Source organism: Bradyrhizobium sp. GW821-FHT13H06 (genome assembly GCF_058803975.1).
Window position 1 is genome coordinate 194,170 of the sequence record NZ_JBXAPN010000011.1, and the last position, 23,279, is coordinate 217,448.

Sequence of the window (23,279 nt, forward strand, 5' to 3'; positions counted from 1 at the left end):
GCCACAACGCCCCCGTAGAATTCCGGGGTGCTTATCCCACCATCCGGTCCCGCCCGCTCCAGAAGCCCGCGCGCAGCACCTTCTTGTCGACCTTGCCGACGCCGGTCATCGGCAATTGCTTGACGAACTGGATCTGCTTCGGTGCATGCGCCGAGCCCTTTCGGGTCTTGACCAGGTTGATCAGCTCGTCCGGATCGGGCCTTGCGCCCTCGCGCGGTACGACGATGGCGGTGACGGCTTCGCCCCACTTTTCGTCGGGGATGCCGACGACCGCCACCATCGCCACGTCCGCGTGTTGCGACAGCACGTCCTCGACCTCGCGCGGGAAGATGTTGAAGCCGCCGGAGACGATCATGTCCTTCTTGCGGTCGAGGATGAACATGTAGCCGCGCTCGTCCCTGCGCGCGATGTCGCCGGTGTGGACCCATCCGTTCTTCAGCGTCTCGGCGGTAATGTCGGGTCGCTTCCAATACTCCGCCATCACATGCGGGGCACGCACGCAGATCTCGCCGGGCTCGTCCGTCTTCACCTCCTGGTCGTCGTCGTCGAGAATCCTGACCTCGCAGGCCGAGATCGGGAAACCGCAGGACAGGAATAGCTCCGGGGTCCTGGGATCGTGGTCGGCCTTGCGCAGCACCGATACGGGATAGCATTCGGTCTGGCCGTAAAGCTGCGAGAACACGGGCCCGATGCGTTCGATGCCCTCGAGCAACCGGCTCGGCGACATCGCGGAGGCGCCATAGAGCACGAGCTCGAGCGAAGAGAGGTCGGTTTTGCTCAGCGCGGGCTGATCGAGCAGCACATAGATCATGGTCGGAACGAACAGCGTGAAGTTGATGCGCTCGCGCGCGATCGTCGACAGCACCGCCTCGGGATCGAAGCCTTTCAGCATGTGCACGGTGCCGCCGCGCATCAGGGTCGGCAGCACCTTCGTCCCGGCGACATGACTGATCGGCGCGACCGTGAGATAGCGCGCAGCCTCCGGAATCTCGAAGTCGGCGAGGATCGCGCCGGCAGCCCCGCTGTTCTCGCGATGATAGCGCAGTGCGCCCTTGGATTTGCCCGTGGTGCCGCCGGTGTAGTTCAGCGTGGCGAGATCGTCGGGGCCGGCAAGGCACAGCGGGCTTGCATGTCCTGCATTCTCGATGGCGGCCAGCAGATCGACGCCGTAGCCGGCGGGGCCCGCGGTGAAGACTGCCTTCAGCCGGGTCGCCTTCGCAGCAAGCTCGCCGCCGCGGTCGTGGAAGGCGGCGGCATCGACCACCAGCATCTCGGCCTCGGAGTCCTCGAGCTGGAACAGCTGGTCCTCCAGCGATCCGAGCGGATGCAGCCAGGTGATGCAGAGCCGAGCCAATTGCGCGGCGACACCGGCGCACCAGGTATCGGCGCGATTCGCGGTGAGGAAGGCGACGCGCGCACCGGGCTGCAATCCAAGCCGCATGAACACGCCCTGGATGCGTCCGATCAGGTCGATGGTGCCCTGATAGCTCAGCGATCCCTCGGGCCAGGCGAAAGCGGTGCGGTCGGGGTAGCGCGACAGCGCCCGTAGCGTCTGCGCACAAGCTGGAGGCGATGCGTGGAGCGGATCAGACATATGTTTCCTCGTTGCTTTGTCACCGGCTTCTGGCGTGCCAATGTTGCCGATGACGCTAGCACAGCGAATGCGGGAGGAAACGATAAAGCCCACGCAGGGAGGCATGCATGCCATCGGATCGACTGCAACGCTTCCACGATCGTCTCGCGCTGCCGCTGATCGCGGCGCCGATGTTTCTGGTGTCGGGCGTCGAGCTCATGGTCGCGTCCTGTCGCAATGGGGTGATCGGCAGCTTTCCCACCGCGAATTGCCGCGGCACGGAACAACTCGACGAATGGCTCATCGAGATCGGGACGCGGCTGCGACGGCACGAAGATCAGACCGGCCGCAAGGTCGCGCCGCTCTGTCCGAACCTGATCGTGCACCGCTCCAATGCGCGGCTCGCGCAGGATCTCGCCGTGCTGCTGCGGCACGGGCCAGAGATCGTCATCACCTCGGTCGGATCGCCCGCGCAGGTGTTGGGGCCGCTCCATGATGCCGGCGCGTTGGTGCTGGCGGACGTCGCCTCGATCCGCCATGCGGAGCGTGCGGCGGAAGCCGGCGCGGACGGGCTGGTGTTGCTCACGGCGGGCGCGGGCGGGCAGACCGGCTGGCTCAACCCGTTCGCCTTCGTCCGCGCGGTGCGCGCATTCTACGACGGCATCATCGTGCTGGCAGGCGGCATCAGTGACGGCTACGCGCTGCATGCGGCGGAAGTGCTCGGCTGCGATCTCGCCTATATGGGAACGAAGTTCATTGCGACGCGGGAGAGCATGGCGGACGATCGCTACAAGCGGATGCTGGTCGAGAGCGGCGCCGACGACGTCCTGCTCACCACCGCGTTCACGGGCTTGCAGACCAGCATGCTGCGGCCGTCGATCGTCGCCGCCGGACTTGATCCGGACGACCTGCCGGTGCGCGGCGCGATCGACATCGTCAAGGACATCGACGTCGCCGCGCGCGAGAATCGGCCGAAGCGCTGGCGCGACATCTGGAGCGCCGGGCACTCCGCATCCGGGGTGACGGAGGTGCTCGCGGTCGACGATCTGGTCGCACGGACGGGTGCGGAATATCGCAAGGCGGGTGGGCGGTAGCCGATCCAGCCCTGCCGGGTCATCGACGTTCTCCCAGCCCCGATCACAGTTAATCGAGCGCGCCCCTGCGCGCCCGCACTTAACGGCAGATTAACCATCGCCCGCCAAGAATCCCCTTCACGGCCGCCAACCAGGACCGAGAGGGGACAGGCGATGGACTTCGATTTTCTCAACAGCAAGACAGCTGCGACGATGGATGAAATCCGCGTCCGGGTCGCCCATGCCCTGGCCCGCCACCCGCTGTGCCGCAACGTCCGCTTCGACGTCGTCAGCGTCCCCCGGACCCGCCGTGGCGGCAACTGGACGGTGACGCTGCAATCGGTCGAGCCGCGCGCGGTCTGGGAGGCCTCGGAGATCGTGGCCGACATCCAGGACGCCTATGACCTCGCGGCAGCGGCTTGATTTCCTTGAACTTTTCAGGCGGTGTCGCTGCAGTCCGCGCGATTGCCGCTGCAATTACACGGTTAAGCCTTATTTATCGCCCAGTTTCGGGGCAGTGATCACGTGGACTTGAAGTCGGACGCGGAGAGACGTTTGTCCAAAGCCATCACCATCGTCGCGCTGACCTGTTTCCTCGTCCTCGGCGCCGCCACCACCGCCATTCTTGGCCGCGACAGCGTGCCCAGCGTCAGCGCCGAGATGATTGCCCAGACGCCCCCGGCCAAGCCGCTCGCAACCAACCGCGCCGCCAAGGCCGACCGTCTGGTTCCGACGCTCGCGCTGGCCTCGGCCGCGATCGAGCCGGTCCAGGTGGCCGCCGACAAGCTTTCCCAGGCGCCCGTCCTGACCGAGCCGCTGCGTCAGGCCTTCGCCGCCGCCACGCCCTCCGATTTCCCGATGCCGAAGGCAAGCGCACATGAGGCGCCCGCCGCGACGGAGGTTCCTGCCGTCGAGGTTCCGGCCAAGCCGAAGGTCGTCGCCAAGCCGCAGAAGGCCTATTCGCTGCTGTCCGACGTGCAGATCGCGGGCATCAGGGATCGCCTGAAGCTGTCGTCGTCGCAGGAATATTACTGGCCCTCGGTCGAGACCGCGCTTCGCAACGTCGCCCGCAAGATCCAGGCGAACAAGCTGTCGAATCCGAACGCGCCGCCCAGTTCGCAGATCGACCCGAATTGCGACGAGGTGCAGCAGTTGAAGTCGGCCGCGATGCCGCTGTTGTTCCAGCTGCGTGACGACCAGAAGGAAGAAGTGCGCAAGCTCGCTCGCCTCATCGGGCTCGAGAAGGTCGCGCAGCAGATCTGATCCGCGCGGTTTCCTGTTTCAGGAGCCGCGGCCATCAGGAACATCCGGCAATCCCCAGGCGTTGCCCGCTCCAAAGAGGGAGTGGATGAATGCGCGCCTCGACAGCCTATTTTGTCGGTGCCGGAACCATCATCGCGGCCATCGCCATTGGTCTCGGTGGCGGTATCGTTGCCGGCAACATCATGCATCCGGTCGCATCCAGGCAGGGCCCGGACACCAGCAAGATGGCACAGCGCACCGAGGGCGCCACGCCGGCGACCACGAATGCGCCGTCCGAGCGCGTGAACTATCTCACCGGCTCGCAAGCCTTCGGGGCGATGATCGCTGCGCCAGCGCGGGCCGAAGCAAAGTCTGACACGCAAACCACGCAGGCGAATGCTGAACCGCCGGCGCCGCAGCCTTCGCAAGCCGCTGCAGTCGAGCCGCCCAGGCCGGCACCGGCAGCGTCCGCGCAGGCAGCAAGACCTGCCGAGCAGCAGGCCTCGACCGAGCCGTCATCCTCTTCGAACAATGCCTATGCCAAGGCGAGGGATTCCGACGTGAAGCGCGCCGCGACCGAACGGCGCCGGGCGGAGCGCCGCGAGCGCTGGGCCGAGCGCCGGCACTATGACTTGCGCGAACCGCGCGGCATGCGCGACCGCACCGATTGGGACGACGTCGCGCGCAACGTCCGCGAAGATTCCGATGCGCGCGACTATGCAGGCCGGCCACGCAGCGGCTTTCCGCAGATCAGGCTGTTCGGATCTGATGACGACTAGCACTTGGCCCAGGATCGCAAGCTGCAGCGCACTCCGCGACCAGGATGGTCGACGTCTGGACATTGCCTGAGATCATGACCGGGATCACCGAGGCGTCGGCGACATGCAGACCCCTGATGCCGCGCACCTGCAATGGCTTGGGATCGACGATGGCCAGATCGTCCGTGCCCGTCCGGCAGGTCGAGGCGGCGTGATCGAGCGTCCTGCAATGGCCGCGGATATAGATCGGCGATCTCGGGATCGCTGACCGCTTCAGCGCTCGGGCGTTCGCCTCGTCGCGCCGCTATTATTTGATGCCCGCGCGCCTCAAGCCTTCGAGATAGTGCGCACGGTCCTCTTCCCGCAGCATCGGCAGCTCGCGGGTGATCCAGGCAAGCGAGACCTCCGGCTGGGCGCGGAGGAGGCCTTCCAGGGCGGACGCCGCGAGCGCCGGATCGCCCAGCATGCCGGCGGCGGCCGTCAGCACGCGGTGCGCGCCGACGAAATCTCCGCGTTGGCGCATCGATTCCCGTGCCATCTGGACGGCTCCCTCGTAGTCGCGGCCGACGAACCGGGCATAGGCCGCAACCCCGCAATAGATCGCCGCGAGCGGGTCGCGCGGGCTCAGCCGCAGCGCGCGACGGGCGGCGGCATCGCCGTCCTGCCATCGTCCGGCATAGCAAAGCGTCACGCCGTGAAAGGCATGCGCCATCGCGAAATTCGGATTGAGCCTCAGGGCCAATTCGAATTCTGCCAGCGCGTCGTCGAAGCGGCGGCGGAACAGATAGGTGTAAGCGAGGCCGTGATGGGCCCAGGCATCCTCGCTATCGGCCTCCACCGCCGCGAGCGCCGCTCGTTCGGCGACCGGCACGGTCGCGGCCATGTCGGCCCAGCCCATATGCGCGCCGAACATATGGCTGGTCGCAAGAAGGCCCAGCGCCTTGCCATAGGCGGGATCGATCTTGACGGCCTGTTCCAGCAACCCTTGCGCGGCGGCATTGTCTTCGCGGGTAATGCGCCAGTAATGCGACAGGGCGCGCATCACGAGGTCCCATGCATCCAGGCTGCCTGGCGGCTTCTGCTGGGCTCGGAAGCTTTCGGCGGCATAGAGCTGCGGCTCGATCGCGGCGACGATCGCCTCGGTGATCTCGTCCTGCACGGCGAAGATGTCGGCGAGCTCCCGGTCGTAGCGTTCGGCCCAGAGATGGCTGCCGGTCGAGACGTCGTTGAGCTGGGCCGAGATGCGCACCCGCTCGCCGCTCCGCCGCACGCTGCCTTCGACCACGTAGCGCACCCCGAGTTCCCGCGCGACCTCGTGGATGTGCACGGCGCGGCCCTTGTAGACGAAGGAGGAATTGCGCGCGACGACGAAGAACCATCGCAGCTTCGACAGCGCGGTGATGATGTCCTCGCTGATGCCGTCGGAGAAATAATCCTGCCCGGCCTCGCCGCTCATATTCGTGAAGGGCAGCACGGCAATCGCGGGCCGCTCGGGCAGCGCGAAGGCTGCCTGGGTCTGGGTGACACGAACCGGCTCCGGCGTGACCGCGCTGAGCTGTGTCTGGACATCACCGACGAAGCGAAAACCCTTGCGGGCGATGGTGCGGATCAGCGTCTGGCTTGCGCCATTGTCGCCGATCGCCTTGCGCGCCGCGTTGATCCGGCTGGTCAGGGTGGATTCGGACACGCTACGCCCGTGCCAGATCTTGTCGATCAGCTCGTCCTTGCTGACCACCCGGTCGCGGTTCTGCATCAGGTGGACGACGAGATCGAACACCTGCGGCTCCACGGCAATGGGAACCTGCTCGCGGCTCAGCTCGCGCCGGTCGGTATCCAGAAGGTGGTCCCGGAACAGAAACTGCACGTCGAAAACTCAGGCCTCATTGTGAAATCGGGCAAGCAAAATGACTAAATGAAATTTAGGTCGAAAACCGTGTGTCTCTCGAAGGCGGCGCTTGGTTCATCGCGATTGCGTGAGGGCAGCCATGCCCTTTCCGGCGGGGAATACAACCGCAGCTGGAATGTTGCGGCCGGCGGATCGCCGCGGGGCTGGGACCATGCTCGCCGCTCACCGTCATACCGAGGCTTCCCGCGCTGCCGCGCATCGCACGCCTCGCACCTTGGGATGACGGAGTCACGGGATGACGTGCCGTCATAATGTCGTGACGCGGCAAATGTGGCGAACGGTGAATGTCCATTGCCGAAATGCGCGGCCTGCGTAAGCTGCCGCCCACGCAAAACACCAACCACGAAGAAACGCCCATGCCAGCTTTCCCCGCCTCCACTACTGTGCTCGACTCCATGCTGTTTCGCGACGCCTTCGGCACGCCTGAGATGCGCGAGGTGTTCTCCGACGTCGCGACGGTCGCGCGCTATGCCGAGGTCGAGGTGGCGTTGGCGAAGGCGGAAGCGAAGTGCGGCGTGATCCCACTGGAGGCGGCCGCAGCGATCGCGGCGCGGACCGACGTCGCTGCGTTCGATTTCGATCTGCTCAGGCAGGAGACCGATGTCGTCGGCTATCCGATCCTGCCTTTGGTGCATCAGATGGTGAAGCAATGCGGCGAGGCCGGCCGCTACGTGCATTGGGGCGCGACCACGCAGGACATCATGGACACGGCTGTGGTGCTGCAGCTGCGCGCCGCGATCGAGATCATCGAACGCGACATCGCCGAGCTGCGCAGGATCCTTGCCGATCTTTCGAAGCGCCATCGCGACACGGCGATGGCGGGCCGAACCCATCTCCAGCAGGCGCTGCCGGTGACCTTCGGCTACAAGACCGCGATCTGGCTCGCGATGTTCGATCGCCATGCCGAGCGTCTGGCGCAAATGAAGCCGCGCGTTCTGGTCGGCCAGTTCGCCGGCGCCGCCGGCACGCTGGCCTCGCTTGGCGACAAGGGATTCGAGGTGCAGGCGGCGCTCTGTGCCGAGCTGAAGCTCGGCGTTCCCGCTTCGACCTGGCACGTCGCGCGTGACGGCTTTGCGGAGTCCGTGAACTTCCTCGCCCTGGTCACCGGCTCGCTCGGCAAGATCGCGCTCGACATCATGATCATGGCCTCGACCGAGTTCGCCGAGGTCTACGAGCCCTTCGTCAAGGGGCGCGGCGCCTCCTCGACCATGCCGCAGAAGCGCAACCCGATCTCCTCCGAACTGATGCTTGCGGCGTCCAAGGCGGTGCGCCAGCACGCAGGCCTGATGCTCGACGCCATGGTACAGGATTTCGAGCGCGCCACGGGGCCCTGGCATGCCGAATGGATGGCGATCCCCGAAAGCTTCGTCCTGACCGCCGGCGCGCTGCACCAGGCGAAGTTCGCGCTCGCAGGCCTTATCGTGGACGAGGCGAAGATGAACGACAATCTCGCCATCAGCCGCGGCCTGATTGTGGCCGAAGCGGTCATGATGGGGCTGGCGCCGCAGATCGGGCGGCAGGAGGCGCACGACGTGGTCTATGATGCATGCCGTCAGGCCAATGAGAAGGGAATCAGCCTTGCCGATGCGCTGTCCGCAGATTCACGGATATCGAGCCGCATCGACCGTGCCACGATCGAGGCGCTCACCTCACCAAAAAATTACCTCGGACTCGCGCCCGCCATGGTCGACCGGGTGCTGAAATCGGCAACGCGTTGAAAACCAAAATGCGTGAAACTGCGTATCTTTCGTGCGTTGCAAGACGCTCGCACACTTGTGTCTCGCGATGCTAGACTTAGATTGAGCGAGAGACTTTCGGCAGAGGGCCCGGCATGACTGATCAACGCAACACCTCCACTCCCATCGATCCCGCGAAGCTCGACCGGCTGGCCGAGGTGGCGGTGAAGGTGGGCCTGGGCTTGCGGCCGGGACAGGATCTGCTTCTGACGGCGCCCGCGATTGCGCTGCCGTTGGTGCGGCGGATCGCCGTGCATGCCTACAAGGCCGGCGCCGGCCTCGTGACGCCGATCCTGTCGGACGAGGAGATGACGCTGGCGCGCTACCGCCATGGCCACGACGCCAGTTTCGATCGTGCCGCCGGCTGGCTCTACGAGGGCATGGCCAAGGCCTTCTCGGACAACACCGCACGGCTCGCCATCGTCGGCGACAACCCGATGCTCCTGTCGGGCGAGGATCCCTCCAAGGTGGCGCGCGCGAGCAAGGCGAATTCGATGGCCTATCAGCCCGCGCTGGAGAAGATCGTCAACTTCGACACCAACTGGAACATCATCGCCTATCCGAGCCCGTCCTGGGCGAAGCTGGTGTTCCCGGATGATCCCGAGGACGTCGCGGTGGGCAAGCTCGCGGACGCTATTTTCGCAGCGTCCCGCGTCGATCGCGAGGACGCGATGGGCAACTGGGCAAGCCACAATGCGGTGCTGCGCGAGCGCACCAACTGGCTCAACGGCCAGCGCTTTCGCGCGCTGCAATATTCGGGTCCCGGCACCGATCTCACCATCGGACTTGCCGACGGCCACGAATGGGAAGGCGGCGCGTCGCTCTCCAAGAACGGCATCAGCTGCAATGCCAATATCCCGACCGAAGAGGTCTTCACCACGCCGCATTGCCGTCGCGTCTACGGCCATGTCGTGAGCTCGAAGCCGTTGTCCTATCAGGGCACGCTGATCGACAACATCGCCGTGCGCTTCGAGGACGGCAAGATCGTCGACGCAAAAGCCTCGCGCGGCGCGGAGGTGCTGAACAAGGTGCTCGACACCGACGAGGGCGCGCGGCGTCTCGGCGAAGTGGCGCTGGTGCCGCATTCCTCGCCGATCTCGCAGAGCGGCCTGTTGTTCTACAATACGTTGTTCGACGAGAACGCAGCGTCGCACATCGCGCTCGGCCAGTGCTATTCGAAATGCTTCGTCAACGGCGCCCAGCTCACGCCGCAGCAGATCGCGGCGCAAGGCGGCAACCAGAGCCTGATCCATATCGACTGGATGATCGGCTCGGCCGAGACCGACATCGACGGCATTCAGGCCGACGGCAGCAAGGTGCCCGTGTTCCGCAAGGGCGAATGGGCGAAATAGCCGGCGTGACTCTCCTCGAAGGGAGAAGGTGAGCGCGACGGCGACAGGTTCTCGCTGCGCCCATCTACCGGCCTTAACTCCTGCGCGGTTCGTTCGAGAGCGCTGGTGCGCATCCTGCGGCGGACGCAACACGAGCCCGCCGCCGGAGCCGGCTACCAGAGCCTTGGGCGTTGAGTCATTGGCGGGCTCCGCTCCAGTGTCTTCGCGCATTTTGTCGCACCCGGGAGAGGACCGGGGCATGTGGGCGGATTTGCAAGGGAATCGGGACGTTAACCGGTTTGCACTGGCCGCTTCCGGCTGATTCTCGAAGCCGGCGTAAGAAAGAATTAAAAACGGAACACTAGCGTCCGGGCATCTTTCGAAACAATCCGGGCCCGGATCCGGCCGCAAATATCATTTCCCGAGGAAGCAGATGTCGCGCGCATTGATTGAAGTCGGTAATTGCAATGTGGACCTCGAGCTGCGGCCGATCGAGCCGTCCTGGATCATCGAAGGCGATCCGGTTTCCCGCTCCCGCGTCCTGTCGACCAGCGCCGACGGCACCGCCCAGACGATCATCTGGTCCTGCACCGAAGGGCGCTTCAACTGGTACTACGACATCGACGAGACGATCATGATCATGGAAGGATCGATCGTGCTCGAAAGCGACGGCATGCCGCCCAAGCGCTACGGCCCCGGCGATGTCATTTTCTTCCGCGACGGCGCGCATGCCAAATGGCATGTCGAAGGGCACGTCAAGAAGATCGCGTTCTGCCGCAAGACCAATCCGGTGATGATCGGCTTCCTGATCCGCGTCGTCAACAAGCTGAAGAAGATGTTCGCCTCCACCGGCGAACGCCGGCCGGCCTCGCTGATGGGTGCCGGCTAAAGCGGACAATAAGGTTTCAAGGACGCTTCCCAGCGGCCACGATGAAGAGGGGGCGGGATCAACATCCCGGCCCCTCTTTTCGTCATGACGGCAGCTCGAGCCGGTAGACGTCGGTCGCGGTCTGCGAGAACAGCGCCGTCTTCTCGGCCTCGCTTGAGGGCGAGGCGATGCGCTTGAACGCGTTGAAGATCACCTGGTAGCTGCACTGGCCCTTGTCCGGCGGGAAGTTGCTCTCGAACATCGCCCGCTTCACGCCGAATGCCTCGATACAGGTCTCGATATAGGGGCGCCATGCCGCGGCAAGCTGCTCGGATGACGGCGGTCTCTCGCGCAGATGGAAGTCGTAGCCGAGCAGGCACATTGCGAGCCCGCCGAGCTTCACTACCACGTTCTCGCACGTCGCAATCGCCTGGATCGACGCGCGCCATTGCGCAAACACCTCGTCGCGCCGGCCCGCAAAGCGACCGACGCCGGCTGGGCCGCCGCAATGATCGAGCACGATCCTGGTATCGGGGAAGGCGCGCGCCAGCTCGGTCAGTTCGCCGATCTGCGGATGGAACAGCCAGGCATCGAAGCTGAGGTTCAGCGGCGCCAGACAGGCAAAGCCCTTGCGAAAGCCCGGATCCTGCAGCAGCCCCTTCGGCCTGTTCGCATACATGCCGGCGACGACAGGGTCTTCGTCCCAGGCCGACGAATGCCTGATGCCGCGGAAGCGGCCATTGCCCGCCGCGATCTCGGCTTCCAGCACCGGCTTGGCGGCGTCTCCCAGCAGAAGATTGGCGTGGCTGACGATGCCGGCGCAGATGGCGGCCGGGCCGTAAGCTCCGCTGGCGCTCATCGCCGCGACGCCGTTGGCGAACTCGACTTCGCCGACGGGCCGGAATGCCTCAGGTCCGTGCGCGCGATACATCGAGCGGCAATCGACATAGACGGTGGCGATGATGTTGTGGCCGGACGCGATGTCGGCGGCCATCTCCTCGATCAGATAGCGATGGCCGCGATTCCAGAGATGGTGGTGGGGATCGACGATCGGCCGGGCCGGATCGATGATCTCCTCCTGGTGCAGCGCGAGCCAGTCCTCGCGCGGCTCGACGAATAGCCCGCTCGTGTTGGCAGGCAGACCGCTCGCGGCCATCGGCGTTCGCTCCCTCTATGTTCTTGTGGGACGAACCTAGCATCTGATCTCTTCACGCAGCAGCGCGCGTTCTGCAACCGCGTCCGTCGTCGCGAGCACAGCGGCGCTGTCGTCAGCCCTTGCGCCGCTTCGCCCTCACATCGACGACGAGTCGCCAATCGGCCGCGGCGGCCGCTTTGGACTCGCCGAGCCAGTGAAAGGAATCGTCCGTGATCTCGGTAAAGCTCCACCGCGTCAGTTCGCCGGCTTCGGTCGTGCCTTCCTGCACGATGTCCTCACCGCGCGGACGGCCGATCTGCTGGCGGAACACGCTGCGGCCGGGGTCGAACCAGGAGATCCGCCACGCGGACATGGTGGGGTCATAGACGCGCAGCGTCGTGCCGTACCAGTTTCCGGCGATCGGGAAGGCCGCCCCGCCTGCAGCGCGGGGGATGATCCAGACGTCCTGCACGGCGCGCCCTTCCAGCACCCAGCCAAAATGGATATCGCCTGGCGCTACGTGTTTCGTTCCGCCGGGTCCATGGGCCGTGATCTCGGCCTCCCAGTCGCCGACGAAGCGGCCGTAAAGCTGAAGCGCCGCCGCGTGCTCGGGATTCGGTCCGTCCGCGTGCAACAATCTCGCAAATTCGGTCATGTCGAGCTCCTGTCGCGGGGAGATCAACACCAAAAGCCAACAGCCGGCTTGGAGAAAATTGCGCCTCAGACCCCGTCGAGGATGATCACTGTCGGCTTCGGCGGCAGTGCATCCCGCGACATCCGGAACGATCGCTCGAGGCGCCGGTCGATCTCGAATTGCTGGCCGATCCGGCGCATGAAGTCGTCGAGCGGGGTGGCAAAGCGGTGCATCGGCAGCACCACCGAGGCGCGAAGCCGCTTGGTGATCTCGGAAATGCCGTCCAGCGACATGGTGTAGGTGCCGTCGATCGGCACCATCACGATGTCCAGCCGCCCGATCTGGGCAAAATGGCTGTCGTCGAGCTTGTGGTGAAGGTGGCCGAGATGGCCGATGCAGAGCCCGGCCGCCTCGAAGATGAAGATGGAATTGCCGTCGCGGATCATGTCGCTGCCGGCATCGTCGCCGAAATAGCGACGGATGTCCGTCGTGACGTTGCGGATGAAGGTATCGCTGATGCGCTCCGACACGATCGCCGGCTTGCCGTCCTCGCTCCAGCCATGCAGCACATGGGGAATTCGTTTGTCGGGATATAAAGAATAGTGCGTGCTGTGCGCCCGGTTCATGGTGACGACATCGGGCAGCCGTCCCACCTGGTACGCGCCGCTATAGTCGGTCGCGATGCGCAAGCCGGAGGGCGTGTCGATGAAATAGGTGGAATGGCCGGCATAGGTGATTTGGACCTCGGCCGCGGCTGCCGCCTGTCGGAACGCGGCCGGCATCACGCGGGGCGCCGCGTTGGCCATCGCCAGGCATTCGCTGCGTTGAGATGGCTGCTGGGCGAGCGCAGGTGCGAGGGATACGCCGAACAGCGCAAGGGCCGCCGAAACCAGTCGCCGCATGAATCCGTCCCCGATGACTTCGGAACAAGTCTAGCGCGCAACGCGGTGCGTGGCCAATGGGCCGCGATCAACAGCGCGTCAGTGTCGCACCTTCACGCCCGCCTGGGGCTGAACCTCCAGGTGGCGGCGACGAGGCTGGCTGTGATCAGGCCGCTGATGAGGCCGGCAAGCGGCAGGGCGAGCAGCAGAGCGGCAGTCGCGGCCCAGCCGATCGAGGAGAACGCTTCGGCGAAGGTCGCAAGACGTGAAGACGTCTGGCGGCGGCGGAATTGGCTGCGACGGGCCTGCACCCGGAACCAGAGCTGGATCGCGGTCGCCGAGGCCGCGCCGACGATGATCGCGCCGGCGCTGATTGCCGCCTGGAATGGCGAGGCGAAGGCCAGCGCCGCGACCAGCGGACTGAAGATCACGGCGATTGCGATCAGCACCACCTCGATCTTGGCGCGGATGACGCTGGACGACGTCAGCGGCGCGGTGGCGACGAGATCGGGAGCGTCCTCGCCCGAGATCGTCAGCCAGGCGAGCCCGCCGGCAAGCTGTCCGGCCGCCATCACGATGACGGGTGTGATCAGCGTCAGCGCCGCGGAGCTGTCGGCAAAGTTGCGCCAGAGCAGGAGTGCCGGCGGCACCAGATAGAGCAGCTGCATCAACGTCTGCGAGATCAGCCAGGGATCGCGCCACAGGAGCATGAATTCCTTGCGCCGCAGCGCCTGCTGGTGCGATCCGCCGCGGAACGGGCGCTCCTTCGCGCGGGCGCGGCCGGACGTGCCGTACGCCGCCGCATCAATCGCGGTGTCGGCGAAGCGGTGCGAAAAGATCGCCATCACGCTGCCGAGCAGCACCAGGGCGAGCGCGAGAAACAGCAGCAGCGCCTCGGTGTCGCCCATGGTCGCCCGCGCCGGCCACCACCAGATGCTGTCCACGTCGGGCGCGTAGGCGGCGAGGCTGCCTGACGTCAGGATGGTGAAGCGCGACAGCGTGCCGTAGGACATGATCGCAGCGACCTGCAGCGCGATCACGAAGCCCGCGCCGATGATCGCAGCGAGGACCTGGGCGATCAGGCGCGTTCGCGCCGGCCCGATCAGGCGGAACAAGAGAATGGTTACGGCGATCGCGATCGCCGCGGCCGACAGGCCCATCGCAATGACGACGCCGAAGGCGGCAAGCCAGCGCGCGCCACCGCCGATCACCAGCACGTCGATGAAGGGCGTCGAGAACAGCAGCGCCAGCACGGTGACGGTCAGCGCGATCGCGGCGATGCGGACCGAGAACAGATTGGTCAGCGTCGCCGGCGAGGACATGATCAGGTCGAGATCGGCGCGGGCGTAGAATACCCGCGTCACTGACTCGATCGCCTGCGACAGCATCAAGGTCCAGGCGAGAAAAATCGTCGTCGAAATCACGATCAGCGAGGATTTGGCGAGCGGCAGCTGCAGGTCGGCGAAACGGCCGATCACCGCCCAGGCGGGCAGGTGCAGCAGCGCGGCGAAGCAGAGCAGGCCGATAACGGCAGCGCGCGTCCGCTTGCGCCGCCCGCCGGTCATCATGGCGAACCATTCGCGCCAGGCGAGCCGCAGCTCGTGGCGGGCAAACCAGGACAGCGCCGTTGCCGAGCTCATGCTGCGGCCTGAAGCGTCACCAACGCGATGAAGAGATCCTCAAGGCTGGTGTCGGCATGGCCGTTCTGTTGACGCAGCTCCGCCAGCGTGCCCTCGGCGACCAGGCGCCCGGACGCGATCACGCCGATCCGGTCGGCCATACGCTCGGCGACCTCGAGAATATGCGTGGTCATGATGACGGTGCAGCCGGCGCGGACGCGCTCGCTGAGCAGGGCCTTCACGTGGCGTGCGGAGACGGCATCGAGCCCCGTCAGCGGCTCATCGAGGATGATGAGGCGGGGATCGTGCACCAGTGCCCCTGCGAGAGCGACCTTCTGGCGCATGCCCTTGGAAAAGCCCTCGCAGCGCTCGTGCCGGTGCGGCGCGAGCCCGAGCGAGCAGAGCAGCTCTTGCGCGACCGGTTCCGAGGCCGAGGGGGCGATGCCCCAGAGGCCGGCGACGAATTCGAGGTATTCGAGCGGGGTCAGCTTGTCGTAGATCATGGGCTCGTCGGAGACCCATGCCATCACCTGCTTGGCGGCGGCGGGCCTCTGTAACGCATCGACGCCGAAGATCGAGATCGCGCCGGCATCGGGGCGCAGCAGGCCCGCAACCATGCGCAGGCTGGTGGTCTTGCCGGCGCCGTTGGGGCCGACCAGCGCATAGAATTCGCCGGCGTGAATGGTGAGATCGAGGCCGTCGACCGCCGGACGGTCAAAACGCTTCGTTAACCCTCGGACTTCCAGTGCCGAGTTGTCCGGCTTCATGACGGCCACACCATCCGGTTTTGCATCGTCCGAGACCATGACCCGAAGATATTTCGGCACGGTGAATCGCTTTGCCTCAAATTCCTCATCCGGGATCGACCAAAGGCAAGTCACCGTTTGTTGACAGCGCGCGGGCGTTCAGGCTGAATTGGCGCCGGGACAAATGGCGCTGACGCAGCGAAACGACTGCGTAGCGACTGGACACAAGATGCGGCAAGGCGGTCGGGAAGAACCGCGGGTTGCATCGGGAGGACACGCGTCGATGCTGGATTTTGTTCAGCAGCTGGTCAGCGGTGTTGCGCTCGGCTGCGTTTACGGCCTGATCGCGCTCGGGTTCGTGCTCGTCTACAAGGCTACCGAGGTCGTCAACTTCGCCCAGGGCGATCTGATGATGCTGGGCGGCTTCTTCGCCTTCACCTTCATCGGCATGATGGGCCTGAACTACTGGATCGGCTTTGCCGGTGCGGTGGCCGCGATGGCGCTGTTTGGCATGGTGGCCGAGCGCGTGGTGGTGCGGCCGATCCTCGGCTATCCGCAGTTCTCGATCATCATGGCGACGATCGGGCTGGGCTATTTCCTGCGCTCGGTCGCCGGCATGATCTGGGGCACCGACGACCTGAAGATCGAGACGCCGTTCAGCCAGGGCGTGCTGCGCATGGGCTCGCTGGTGCTCGCCTATGACAAGCTCTCGGTGATCGCGGCGACGATGATCCTGTGCGCGCTGCTCTGGCTGTTCTTCAACAAGACCATGCTCGGCACTGCGATGCGCGCCAGTTCCGAGAACATGCTGGCAGCCTACTATATGGGCATTCCGGTCAAGCGCGTGGTGTCGGTCGTCTGGGCGATCAGCGCGGCGGTCGCGACCTGCGCCGGCGTGCTGCTGGCGCCGATTACCTTCATCCACTCCAATGTCGGCCTCGTGCTCGGCCTGAAGGCGTTTCCCGCCGCCGTGCTCGGCGGCTTCGGCTCTATCCCCGGTGCAGTGGTCGGCGGCGTCCTGATCGGGGTGATCGAGAGCATGGCCGGCTTCTACCTGCCGGAGGGCTGGAAGGACGTCGCGCCCTATGTCGTGCTGCTGACGGTGCTGCTCCTGAAGCCCGAAGGCCTGTTCGGCCTCCACGTCCGCAAGAAGGTCTGAACGCCATGCGCTTCATGTTCAAGACCGATTATGAAGACGACATCAGGCTGTTTCCGCATTCGGGCTACGTCGTCACCTACGGCGTCCTGCTCGCCCTGCTGCTGATCGCACCGCATGTGCTGTCCAGCTATCTGATGAGCCAGCTCGTCTTCGTCTGCATCTATGCAATCGTCGGCGTGGCGCTCTTGATCCTGACCGGCTTCACCGGCCAGGCTTCGCTCGGGCACGCCGCGTTCCTCGCGATCGGGGCCTACACCGCGGCCTATTTGCAGACATACAACGTGCCGTTCCCGGTCTACTTCCTCGCCGCCGGGCTCTTGACCGGCATCATCGGCGCGATGGTCGGCTTTCCTGCCCTGCGGCTCACCGGCATCTACCTCGTCATCGCCACCATCTCCTTTGCCTTGATCGTCGAGGAGATCCTGGCGCGCTGGGAGAGCGTGACCCACGGCAATGAGGGCATGCGGGTCAAGACGCTGTCGCTGCTCGGCGTCGCGGTGCCGCGCGACAGCCCGACCTTCTATTACCTCTGCCTTGCCGTGCTGGTGCTGACCATCGTCGGCACGCTCAATCTGCTGCGCTCGCCGACCGGCCGCGCCTTCGTCGCGATCCGCGACAGCGAGACGGCGGCGCGCAGCATGGGCGTCAATGTCGCGCTCTACAAGGTGAAGTCCTTTGCCATCTCGGCGGCGATCACCGGCTTTGCCGGCGTGTTGTTCGCGCACAAGCTCTCCTTCATCTCGCCGGAGATGTTCACGCTCCAGCTCTCGATCGAGTTCATCATCGTGATCCTGATCGGCGGCACTTTCAGCCTGCACGGCGCGGTGCTGGGGGCGATCTTCATCGTGATGATCGATCCGTTCCTGACCTATCTCAAGGACGACATGCCCGGCATCATCGCCGGCATCGCCGCAGCCTTCGGGGCGAGCACGGCGACTGCGGGAAACATCCAGTCGAACGTCGCGGCCTTTGCCTCGCTCAACGGCCTGAAGGGTGCGATCTACGGCATCATCATCGTGCTGTTCGTGCTGTTCGAGCCGCTCGGGCTCTACGGCCGCTGGCTGAAGATCAAGCTCTTCTTCCAGCTGTTCCCGCTCTACAAGCGCGCCACCTTCAAGCGGCAGAAGATCTACGTGAAGTCGGAGCGCAATCGATGAGCTATTTCCGTGCCGAGAACCTGTCGCTGCATTTCGGCGGCCTCAAGGCCGTCGACGCGGTCTCGTTCGCGGTCGAGAAGGGCGAGATTCTCTCTATCATCGGGCCGAATGGCGCCGGCAAGAGCTCGATCTTCAACCTGATCTCGCGGATCTACCGGCCGACGTCGGGGCGCATCTTCTTCGAGGACCAGGACATCACCGAGGAGCCGCCCTACGACATCGCCAGGCTCGGCATCGCCCGCACCTTCCAGAACATCGAGTTGTTTGAGAATGCGACCGTGTTGTCGAATCTCCTGGTCGGCCGCCACCGGCACTCGACCACGCAGCTCTGGCAGGAACTGCTGTTCCTGCCGAGCGTACGGGCCAACGAGAAGGTGCATCGCCGCCGGGTCGAGCAGGTCATCGAATTCCTCGATCTCGAACCCTATCGCGACAAGCTGATCTCGGGGCTGCCTTACGGCGTGCGCAAGGTCATCGAGCTGGCGCGCGCCCTGTGCTCGGAGCCCAAACTGATCCTGCTCGACGAACCGTCGTCCGGCCTCAATGTCGAGGAGACCGGCGACATGTCGTTCTGGATCCGCGACCTGAAGAACGAGCTCGGCGTCACCGTGCTGATGGTCGAACACGACATGTCGCTGGTCAATCGCGTCTCCGATCGGGTCATTGCGCTGAACTACGGCCGGGTGCTGGCGATGGGCTCGCCCGCCGAGGTGCAGCAGCACCCCGACGTCGTCGCCGCGTATCTGGGAGCCTGACCGATGGATGCCGCCACGACCCCGGACACCATCCTGAAGCTCTCCAACGTCGAGAGCTATTACGGGCCGATCATGGCGATCCGGGGCATCTCGCTGGAAGTGCCGCGCGGCCGAATCGTCACGCTGCTCGGGGCGAACGGGGCCGGCAAGACCACGGTGCTGAAGACCATCTCGGGCATCCTCGATCCGCAGAAGGGAACGATCGAGTTTCTGGGCAGGCCGATCCAGCGCATGGAGGCCGACCGGATCGTGCGGCTTGGTCTCAGCCATGTGCCGGAGGGGCGCGAGGTGTTCCCGTTCCTCTCCGTGCGCGAGAACCTGATGATGGGCGCCTATCCGCGCCAGGATCGGGACGGTGTCGCGGAGGATCTGGAGCGTGTCTACGGCTATTTCCCGCGGCTGAAGGAGCGCATCAACCAGCCGGCCGGGCAGCTCTCCGGCGGCGAGCAGCAGATGCTCGCGATCGGGCGCGCGCTGATGAACCGGCCGACGCTGCTGCTGCTCGACGAGCCCTCGCTCGGTCTGTCGCCGCTGCTGGTGAAGGAGATCTTCACCATCATCCGCAGGGTCAACGAGGAGCAGGGCATGTCGATCCTCTTGGTCGAGCAGAACGCCAAGGTGGCGCTGGAGACGGCACATTACGGCTATGTGCTGGAGATCGGCCGTATCGTGATGAACGACAGCTGCGACCGCTTGATGCATTCCCAGGACATTCAGGAGTTCTACCTTGGCGCCAAGGAAGCGGGCGCGCGCGGCGAGCGGCGCTGGAAAAAGAAGAAGACGTGGCGGTGAGGAAGAGCTGGCAGTAAGATGAGCCTGCCATCCGCAACATAGACCGCCGGCAAGGCAGGCAGCGGAGGCTGGCGACAAGGAGGGAGGAGAGGCGCATGGCCCGACCGGCGGTGCTGACGGTCGCTGATACGATCGCGAAGAGCTTCCTGCGCGCCGCCGAGACGCGGGGCGACAGGCCGGCGATCCGCGAGAAGAAGTTCGGCATCTGGCAGCCGACGAGCTGGCGCGAATGGCTGGAGATCTCGAAGGAGATCGCCTACGCGCTTCGCGCGATCGGCTTCATGCCCGGCGACGTCGCCTCCATCGTCGCCAACGCCGTCCCGGAATGGGTCCATGCCGACATGGGCATCCTGTGCGCCGGCGGCGTCTCCTCCGGAATCTATCCGACCGATTCCTCGTCCCAGGTCGAGTATCTCGTCAACGATTCCCGCACCAGGGTTATCTTCGCCGAGGACGAGGAGCAGCTCGACAAGATTCTCACCTGCCGCGCACGCTGTCCGTCCCTGCAGAAGATCATCGTGTTCGACATGGAGGGCCTCAGCGGCTTCTGCGATGACATGGTGCTGTCGCTCGACGAGCTTCGCGCGCTCGGCCGCAACCACATGGTCGGCCGCGAAGCACTGTGGCAGGAGATGATCGACAGCCGCAGCGCCGGCGATCTCGCCATCCTCGTCTACACGTCCGGCACGACCGGTCCGCCCAAGGGCGCGATGCATGCCAACCGCAGCGTCACGCACCAGATGCGGCACGCCAACGACTTCATCCCGGCGCGAGAGGACGAGGACCGGCTGATCTTCCTGCCGCTCTGCCATGTCGCCGAGCGAATCGGCGTCTACTACATCTCGGTCGCGCTCGGCTCGGTGATGAATTTCGCCGAGAGCCCGGAAACCGTGCCGGACAATCTGCGCGAGGTGCAGCCGACCGTCTTCCTCGCGGTGCCGCGCATCTGGGAAAAGTTCTATTCCGCCATCACCATCGCGCTGAAGGACGCGACGCCGCTGCAGCAATGGGTCTATCGGCGCGCGATCGGCATCGGCTACCGCATGGTCGAGTGCCGGCTCGAGGGCAGGGCCCCGCCGCTGTCGCTGCGGATAGCCAATCGCATCGCCTACCAGGTCGCGTTCCGCAACATTCGCCGCATGATCGGGCTCGATCGTTGCCGCATCGCGTTCACCGGCGCGGCACCCATCGCACCGGAGCTGATCCGCTGGTATCTGGCGCTCGGCATCGACATGCACGAGGTCTACGGCCAGACCGAGAATTGCGGGGTCGCCACCATGATGCCGGCGGAAAGGATCAAGCTCGGTTCGGTCGGCACCGCGGTGCCCTGGGGCGAGGTCGCGCTGTCGCCCGACGGCGAGATCCTGATCAAGGGCGACTTCCTGTTCATGGGCTATCTGAACCAGCCGGAGAAGACGGCCGAAACCATCGATCCGCGCGGCTGGCTGCACACCGGCGACGTCGGCACCATCGACAATGAAGGCTTCGTCCGCATCACCGATCGGATGAAGGACATCATCATCACCTCCGGCGGCAAGAACATCACGCCGTCCGAGATCGAGAACCAGCTCAAGTTCTCGCCCTACATTTCCGACGCCGTGGTGATCGGCGACAAGCGGCCGTATCTCACCTGTCTCGTGATGATCGACCAGGAGAACGTCGAGAAGTTCGCCCAGGATCACGACATCCCCTTCACCAATTACGCCAGCCTGTGCCGGGCGAGCGAAATCCAGGACTTGATCTGGCGCGAGATCGAACAGGTCAACGGCAATTTTGCCCGCGTCGAGACCATCAAGAGGTTTTATCTGATCGAACGCCAGCTCACCCCGGAGGACGAGGAGCTGACGCCGACCATGAAGTTGAAGCGCGGCTTCGTGAACAAGCGCTACGCCGCCGAGATCGAGGCGATGTATCGCGAGCGTGCAGTGGCGTGACGAGCCAGTCGATTCGAGAAAGCGAAGGAGCCGTGGCCCTCGCCCTTCGTCCAACACGGGCCTTTAGGAGAGGAGACGTCAATGTCGAAATCGTTCAGCGCATTCGGCCTTGCTTTGGGCGCCGTGGTGCTCACCTGTTTGCCAGCCGCGGCGCAAACCAAGGTCACCAACGAAGGCATCTCGGCGACCGAGATCGTCATCGGCACCCATCAGGACCTGTCGGGTCCGATCAAGGGCTGGGGCGTCCCCGTCTCCAACGGCATGAAGATGGCGGTCGAGGAGGTCAACGCCGCCGGCGGCATCAACGGCCGCAAGATCCGCCTGGTGGTCGAAGACAGCGGCTACGATCCGAAGAAGGCCGTGCTGGCTTCGCAGAAATTGATCGAGCGCGACAAGATCTTCGCGATGGTGGGGCCGATGGGATCGCCGACCGTGCTTGCTGCGCAGGATATCTTGCTCGACGCCGGCGTGCTGCAGCTCTTTCCGCTGACGGCGGCCGAGTTCACCTTCAAGTTCGATCCGGCCAAGCCGCAGGAGCGGCTGAAGTTCAACAACCTCCTGCCCTATGTCGAGAGCACGCGGGCCGCGCTCAAATACATGATTGAGGCAAAGAATTTCAAGAAGCCCTGCATCATGCATCAGGACGACGAGTACGGGAAGAACGTGCTCGATGGTTTTAACCAGCAGCTCGCTGCCATGAAGGTGCAGCCGGCCTCGATCACGAGCTACAAGCGCGGCGCCTCCGACTTCTCGGCGCAGGTCGCCAAGATGAAGTCCGACGGCTGCGACCTCGTCGTGCTCGGCGCGGTCCTCCGTGAGCCGATCGGCACGATGAGTGAAGCGAAGAAGCTCGGATGGGACGTCACCTTCCTCGGCGCCACGCCCGTTAACGTGCTCGAAGTGCCGGCGCTCGGCAAGGAAGTGGTGGAGGGCTTGTATTCCGCTTCGAACTTCGAAATTCCCTATGAAGACACCGCGAAAGGAAAGGTGAAGGACTGGCTAGTCAATTACAAGAAGATGTTTAACGCCGATGCCAACACCCAGGCGATCATTGGCTACAATGCGGTGATGACGTTCGCGCATTATGCCAACAAGGCTGGTAAGGATCTCACTGGCCAGAAGATGCTCGACGCGCTGGAGTCCGGCGACAAGTTCCAGGACATCTTCAATTCGCCGCCGACGGTGTTCTCGAAGACCAACCATCTCGCCACCACCATCACACAGGTCCAGCAGGTCAAGAACGGCCGCTGGGTGCTGGTGAAGGACAATCTGATGTTCTGATGCTCTCTTGCGGAGAACTCGGTGCACCCTCTCCCCTTGCGGGCCCCTTGCGGGAGAGGGTGGCTTCGCGCAACGCGAAGCCGGGTGAGCGGTTCTCTCCGCGAGGCGTTGTCCTTCGAGCGCGCCGATAGAACCCCTCATCCGGCGCGCGCAGTGCGCGCGCCACCTCCCAAAACGGAGAAGGAAGTAAAGAGTGAGGCGCCCTACAGCCGGCTGTTGTGGGCGAGAAGCTGTCGCAGGAAAAGGGCGGCGCGGCGATGGGCAAAGCCGGCCGTCGGGCGTTAAGCAGAAATCCCGTGCCTGATCAGAGCATCGCTGATTCTGACTGTCGGCGGACAACACCGGTATTCTTGTGTATAGTTCTACGCGCGCGCGAGGTGCCTGTTTTGGGGTTCGGAGTCATGCACAAGACACTTGCATCACTGTTGTCGTTGGCCATCATTGCTGTTGTTTGCGGCTACCCAGCGAGGGCGCAACAGGTCGCGGCCGAAACGCCGAAGGATGAGCTGTCCGCCCAGATCCGCTTGCAAGGTTTCGCCTGCGAAAAGGCGCTTGGTGCAACACGGGACGAGAAGCGCTCCCGGCCGGACTACGCTGTCTGGGTCCTCAAATGCAGCAACGCGACCTACAGGGTCTCGCGTGCCCCGGACATGGCGGCAAAGGTCGAGCTGCTCCGATGAGCGATGCGAGTGAACGCGT

The 23,279-nt window shown here is 64.8% G+C and carries 22 protein-coding genes; 14 read left to right on the forward strand and 8 right to left on the reverse strand.

What is annotated here, in order from left to right; translation table 11 throughout:
* Positions 1-31 precede the first annotated feature (31 nt).
* Positions 32-1,594, reverse strand: a complete 1,563-nt coding sequence (locus AC1RQP_RS33900) for an AMP-binding protein (RefSeq protein WP_492941448.1) — start codon at positions 1,592-1,594, stop codon at positions 32-34.
* A gap of 107 nt (positions 1,595-1,701) precedes the next feature.
* Here AC1RQP_RS33900 and AC1RQP_RS33905 point away from each other — a divergent pair, with 107 nt between their 5' ends.
* From AC1RQP_RS33905 to AC1RQP_RS33920, 4 genes are all read left to right on the forward strand, one after another.
* Entirely contained in the window at positions 1,702-2,667 is a 966-nt protein-coding gene (locus AC1RQP_RS33905; protein WP_492941450.1) for an NAD(P)H-dependent flavin oxidoreductase, read from the forward strand.
* Positions 2,668-2,820: 153 nt separating this feature from the next.
* Entirely contained in the window at positions 2,821-3,069 is a 249-nt protein-coding gene (locus AC1RQP_RS33910) for a hypothetical protein (RefSeq protein ID WP_061024145.1), read from the forward strand.
* Positions 3,070-3,201: 132 nt separating this feature from the next.
* Positions 3,202-3,909: a hypothetical protein gene (locus AC1RQP_RS33915; protein WP_492941452.1), complete on the forward strand. Its 708-nt coding sequence runs from the start codon at positions 3,202-3,204 to the stop codon at positions 3,907-3,909.
* An 89-nt stretch (positions 3,910-3,998) separates the two neighbouring features.
* Positions 3,999-4,667, forward strand: a complete 669-nt coding sequence (locus AC1RQP_RS33920) for a hypothetical protein (RefSeq protein WP_492941454.1) — start codon at positions 3,999-4,001, stop codon at positions 4,665-4,667.
* Here AC1RQP_RS33920 and AC1RQP_RS33925 read toward each other — a convergent pair.
* The gene (locus tag AC1RQP_RS33925; RefSeq protein WP_492941509.1) at positions 4,639-4,923 is read right to left on the reverse strand and encodes a GMC oxidoreductase; all 285 of its coding nucleotides are present in this window, start codon (positions 4,921-4,923) and stop codon (positions 4,639-4,641) included. The two genes, AC1RQP_RS33920 and AC1RQP_RS33925, sit on opposite strands and share 29 nt — an antisense overlap.
* 30 nt (positions 4,924-4,953) lie before the next feature.
* The gene (locus tag AC1RQP_RS33930) at positions 4,954-6,510 is read right to left on the reverse strand and encodes a winged helix-turn-helix domain-containing protein (RefSeq protein WP_492941456.1); all 1,557 of its coding nucleotides are present in this window, start codon (positions 6,508-6,510) and stop codon (positions 4,954-4,956) included.
* 398 nt (positions 6,511-6,908) lie between these two features.
* On the opposite strand from AC1RQP_RS33930, the gene pcaB reads away from it, so the two are divergent.
* From pcaB to AC1RQP_RS33945, 3 genes are all read left to right on the forward strand, one after another.
* Complete coding sequence (gene pcaB, locus AC1RQP_RS33935) at positions 6,909-8,270, forward strand: 3-carboxy-cis,cis-muconate cycloisomerase (RefSeq protein ID WP_492941458.1); 1,362 nt, start codon at positions 6,909-6,911, stop codon at positions 8,268-8,270.
* Positions 8,271-8,383: 113 nt separating this feature from the next.
* A complete protein-coding gene (locus AC1RQP_RS33940; RefSeq protein WP_492941460.1) occupies positions 8,384-9,640 on the forward strand; it encodes an aminopeptidase in 1,257 nt (418 codons plus the stop codon).
* Positions 9,641-10,052: 412 nt separating this feature from the next.
* Entirely contained in the window at positions 10,053-10,508 is a 456-nt protein-coding gene (locus tag AC1RQP_RS33945; protein WP_239627557.1) for a cupin domain-containing protein, read from the forward strand.
* Positions 10,509-10,590: 82 nt separating this feature from the next.
* Here the strand turns inward: AC1RQP_RS33945 and AC1RQP_RS33950 are convergent, their stop codons facing one another.
* From AC1RQP_RS33950 to AC1RQP_RS33970, 5 genes are all read right to left on the reverse strand, one after another.
* Positions 10,591-11,643, reverse strand: coding sequence for an amidohydrolase family protein (locus AC1RQP_RS33950; protein WP_492941462.1), 1,053 nt, complete (start codon positions 11,641-11,643; stop codon positions 10,591-10,593).
* Between the two features lie 112 nt (positions 11,644-11,755).
* On the reverse strand, positions 11,756-12,277 hold the full coding sequence (locus tag AC1RQP_RS33955) for a hypothetical protein (RefSeq protein WP_492941464.1): 522 nt from the start codon (positions 12,275-12,277) through the stop codon (positions 11,756-11,758).
* A gap of 65 nt (positions 12,278-12,342) precedes the next feature.
* Positions 12,343-13,158 (reverse strand): MBL fold metallo-hydrolase, encoded by an 816-nt coding sequence (locus AC1RQP_RS33960; RefSeq protein ID WP_492941466.1) that lies wholly within the window; start codon positions 13,156-13,158, stop codon positions 12,343-12,345.
* A gap of 92 nt (positions 13,159-13,250) precedes the next feature.
* Positions 13,251-14,777, reverse strand: a complete 1,527-nt coding sequence (locus AC1RQP_RS33965) for a permease (protein WP_492941468.1) — start codon at positions 14,775-14,777, stop codon at positions 13,251-13,253.
* The gene (locus AC1RQP_RS33970; protein WP_492941511.1) at positions 14,774-15,523 is read right to left on the reverse strand and encodes an ABC transporter ATP-binding protein; all 750 of its coding nucleotides are present in this window, start codon (positions 15,521-15,523) and stop codon (positions 14,774-14,776) included. The genes AC1RQP_RS33965 and AC1RQP_RS33970 overlap by 4 nt, the downstream gene beginning before the upstream one ends.
* Before the next feature lie 262 nt (positions 15,524-15,785).
* Here AC1RQP_RS33970 and AC1RQP_RS33975 point away from each other — a divergent pair, with 262 nt between their 5' ends.
* The 7 genes from AC1RQP_RS33975 (at position 15,786) to AC1RQP_RS34005 (ending at position 23,260) form a co-directional block, all read left to right on the forward strand.
* On the forward strand, positions 15,786-16,661 hold the full coding sequence (locus AC1RQP_RS33975) for a branched-chain amino acid ABC transporter permease (protein ID WP_028179067.1): 876 nt from the start codon (positions 15,786-15,788) through the stop codon (positions 16,659-16,661).
* A 5-nt stretch (positions 16,662-16,666) separates the two neighbouring features.
* Positions 16,667-17,818, forward strand: a complete 1,152-nt coding sequence (locus AC1RQP_RS33980) for a branched-chain amino acid ABC transporter permease (RefSeq protein WP_492941470.1) — start codon at positions 16,667-16,669, stop codon at positions 17,816-17,818.
* Positions 17,815-18,573 (forward strand): ABC transporter ATP-binding protein, encoded by a 759-nt coding sequence (locus tag AC1RQP_RS33985; RefSeq protein ID WP_028179065.1) that lies wholly within the window; start codon positions 17,815-17,817, stop codon positions 18,571-18,573. Before AC1RQP_RS33980 ends, AC1RQP_RS33985 begins: the two co-directional genes overlap by 4 nt.
* A gap of 3 nt (positions 18,574-18,576) precedes the next feature.
* Positions 18,577-19,365, forward strand: a complete 789-nt coding sequence (locus AC1RQP_RS33990) for an ABC transporter ATP-binding protein (RefSeq protein ID WP_239627546.1) — start codon at positions 18,577-18,579, stop codon at positions 19,363-19,365.
* Positions 19,366-19,460: 95 nt separating this feature from the next.
* Positions 19,461-21,299: an AMP-dependent synthetase/ligase gene (locus AC1RQP_RS33995; RefSeq protein ID WP_492941473.1), complete on the forward strand. Its 1,839-nt coding sequence runs from the start codon at positions 19,461-19,463 to the stop codon at positions 21,297-21,299.
* Between the two features lie 81 nt (positions 21,300-21,380).
* Complete coding sequence (locus AC1RQP_RS34000; RefSeq protein WP_492941475.1) at positions 21,381-22,580, forward strand: ABC transporter substrate-binding protein; 1,200 nt, start codon at positions 21,381-21,383, stop codon at positions 22,578-22,580.
* Positions 22,581-22,798: 218 nt separating this feature from the next.
* Positions 22,799-23,260 (forward strand): hypothetical protein, encoded by a 462-nt coding sequence (locus AC1RQP_RS34005; RefSeq protein ID WP_492941477.1) that lies wholly within the window; start codon positions 22,799-22,801, stop codon positions 23,258-23,260.
* Positions 23,261-23,279: the final 19 nt, after the last annotated feature.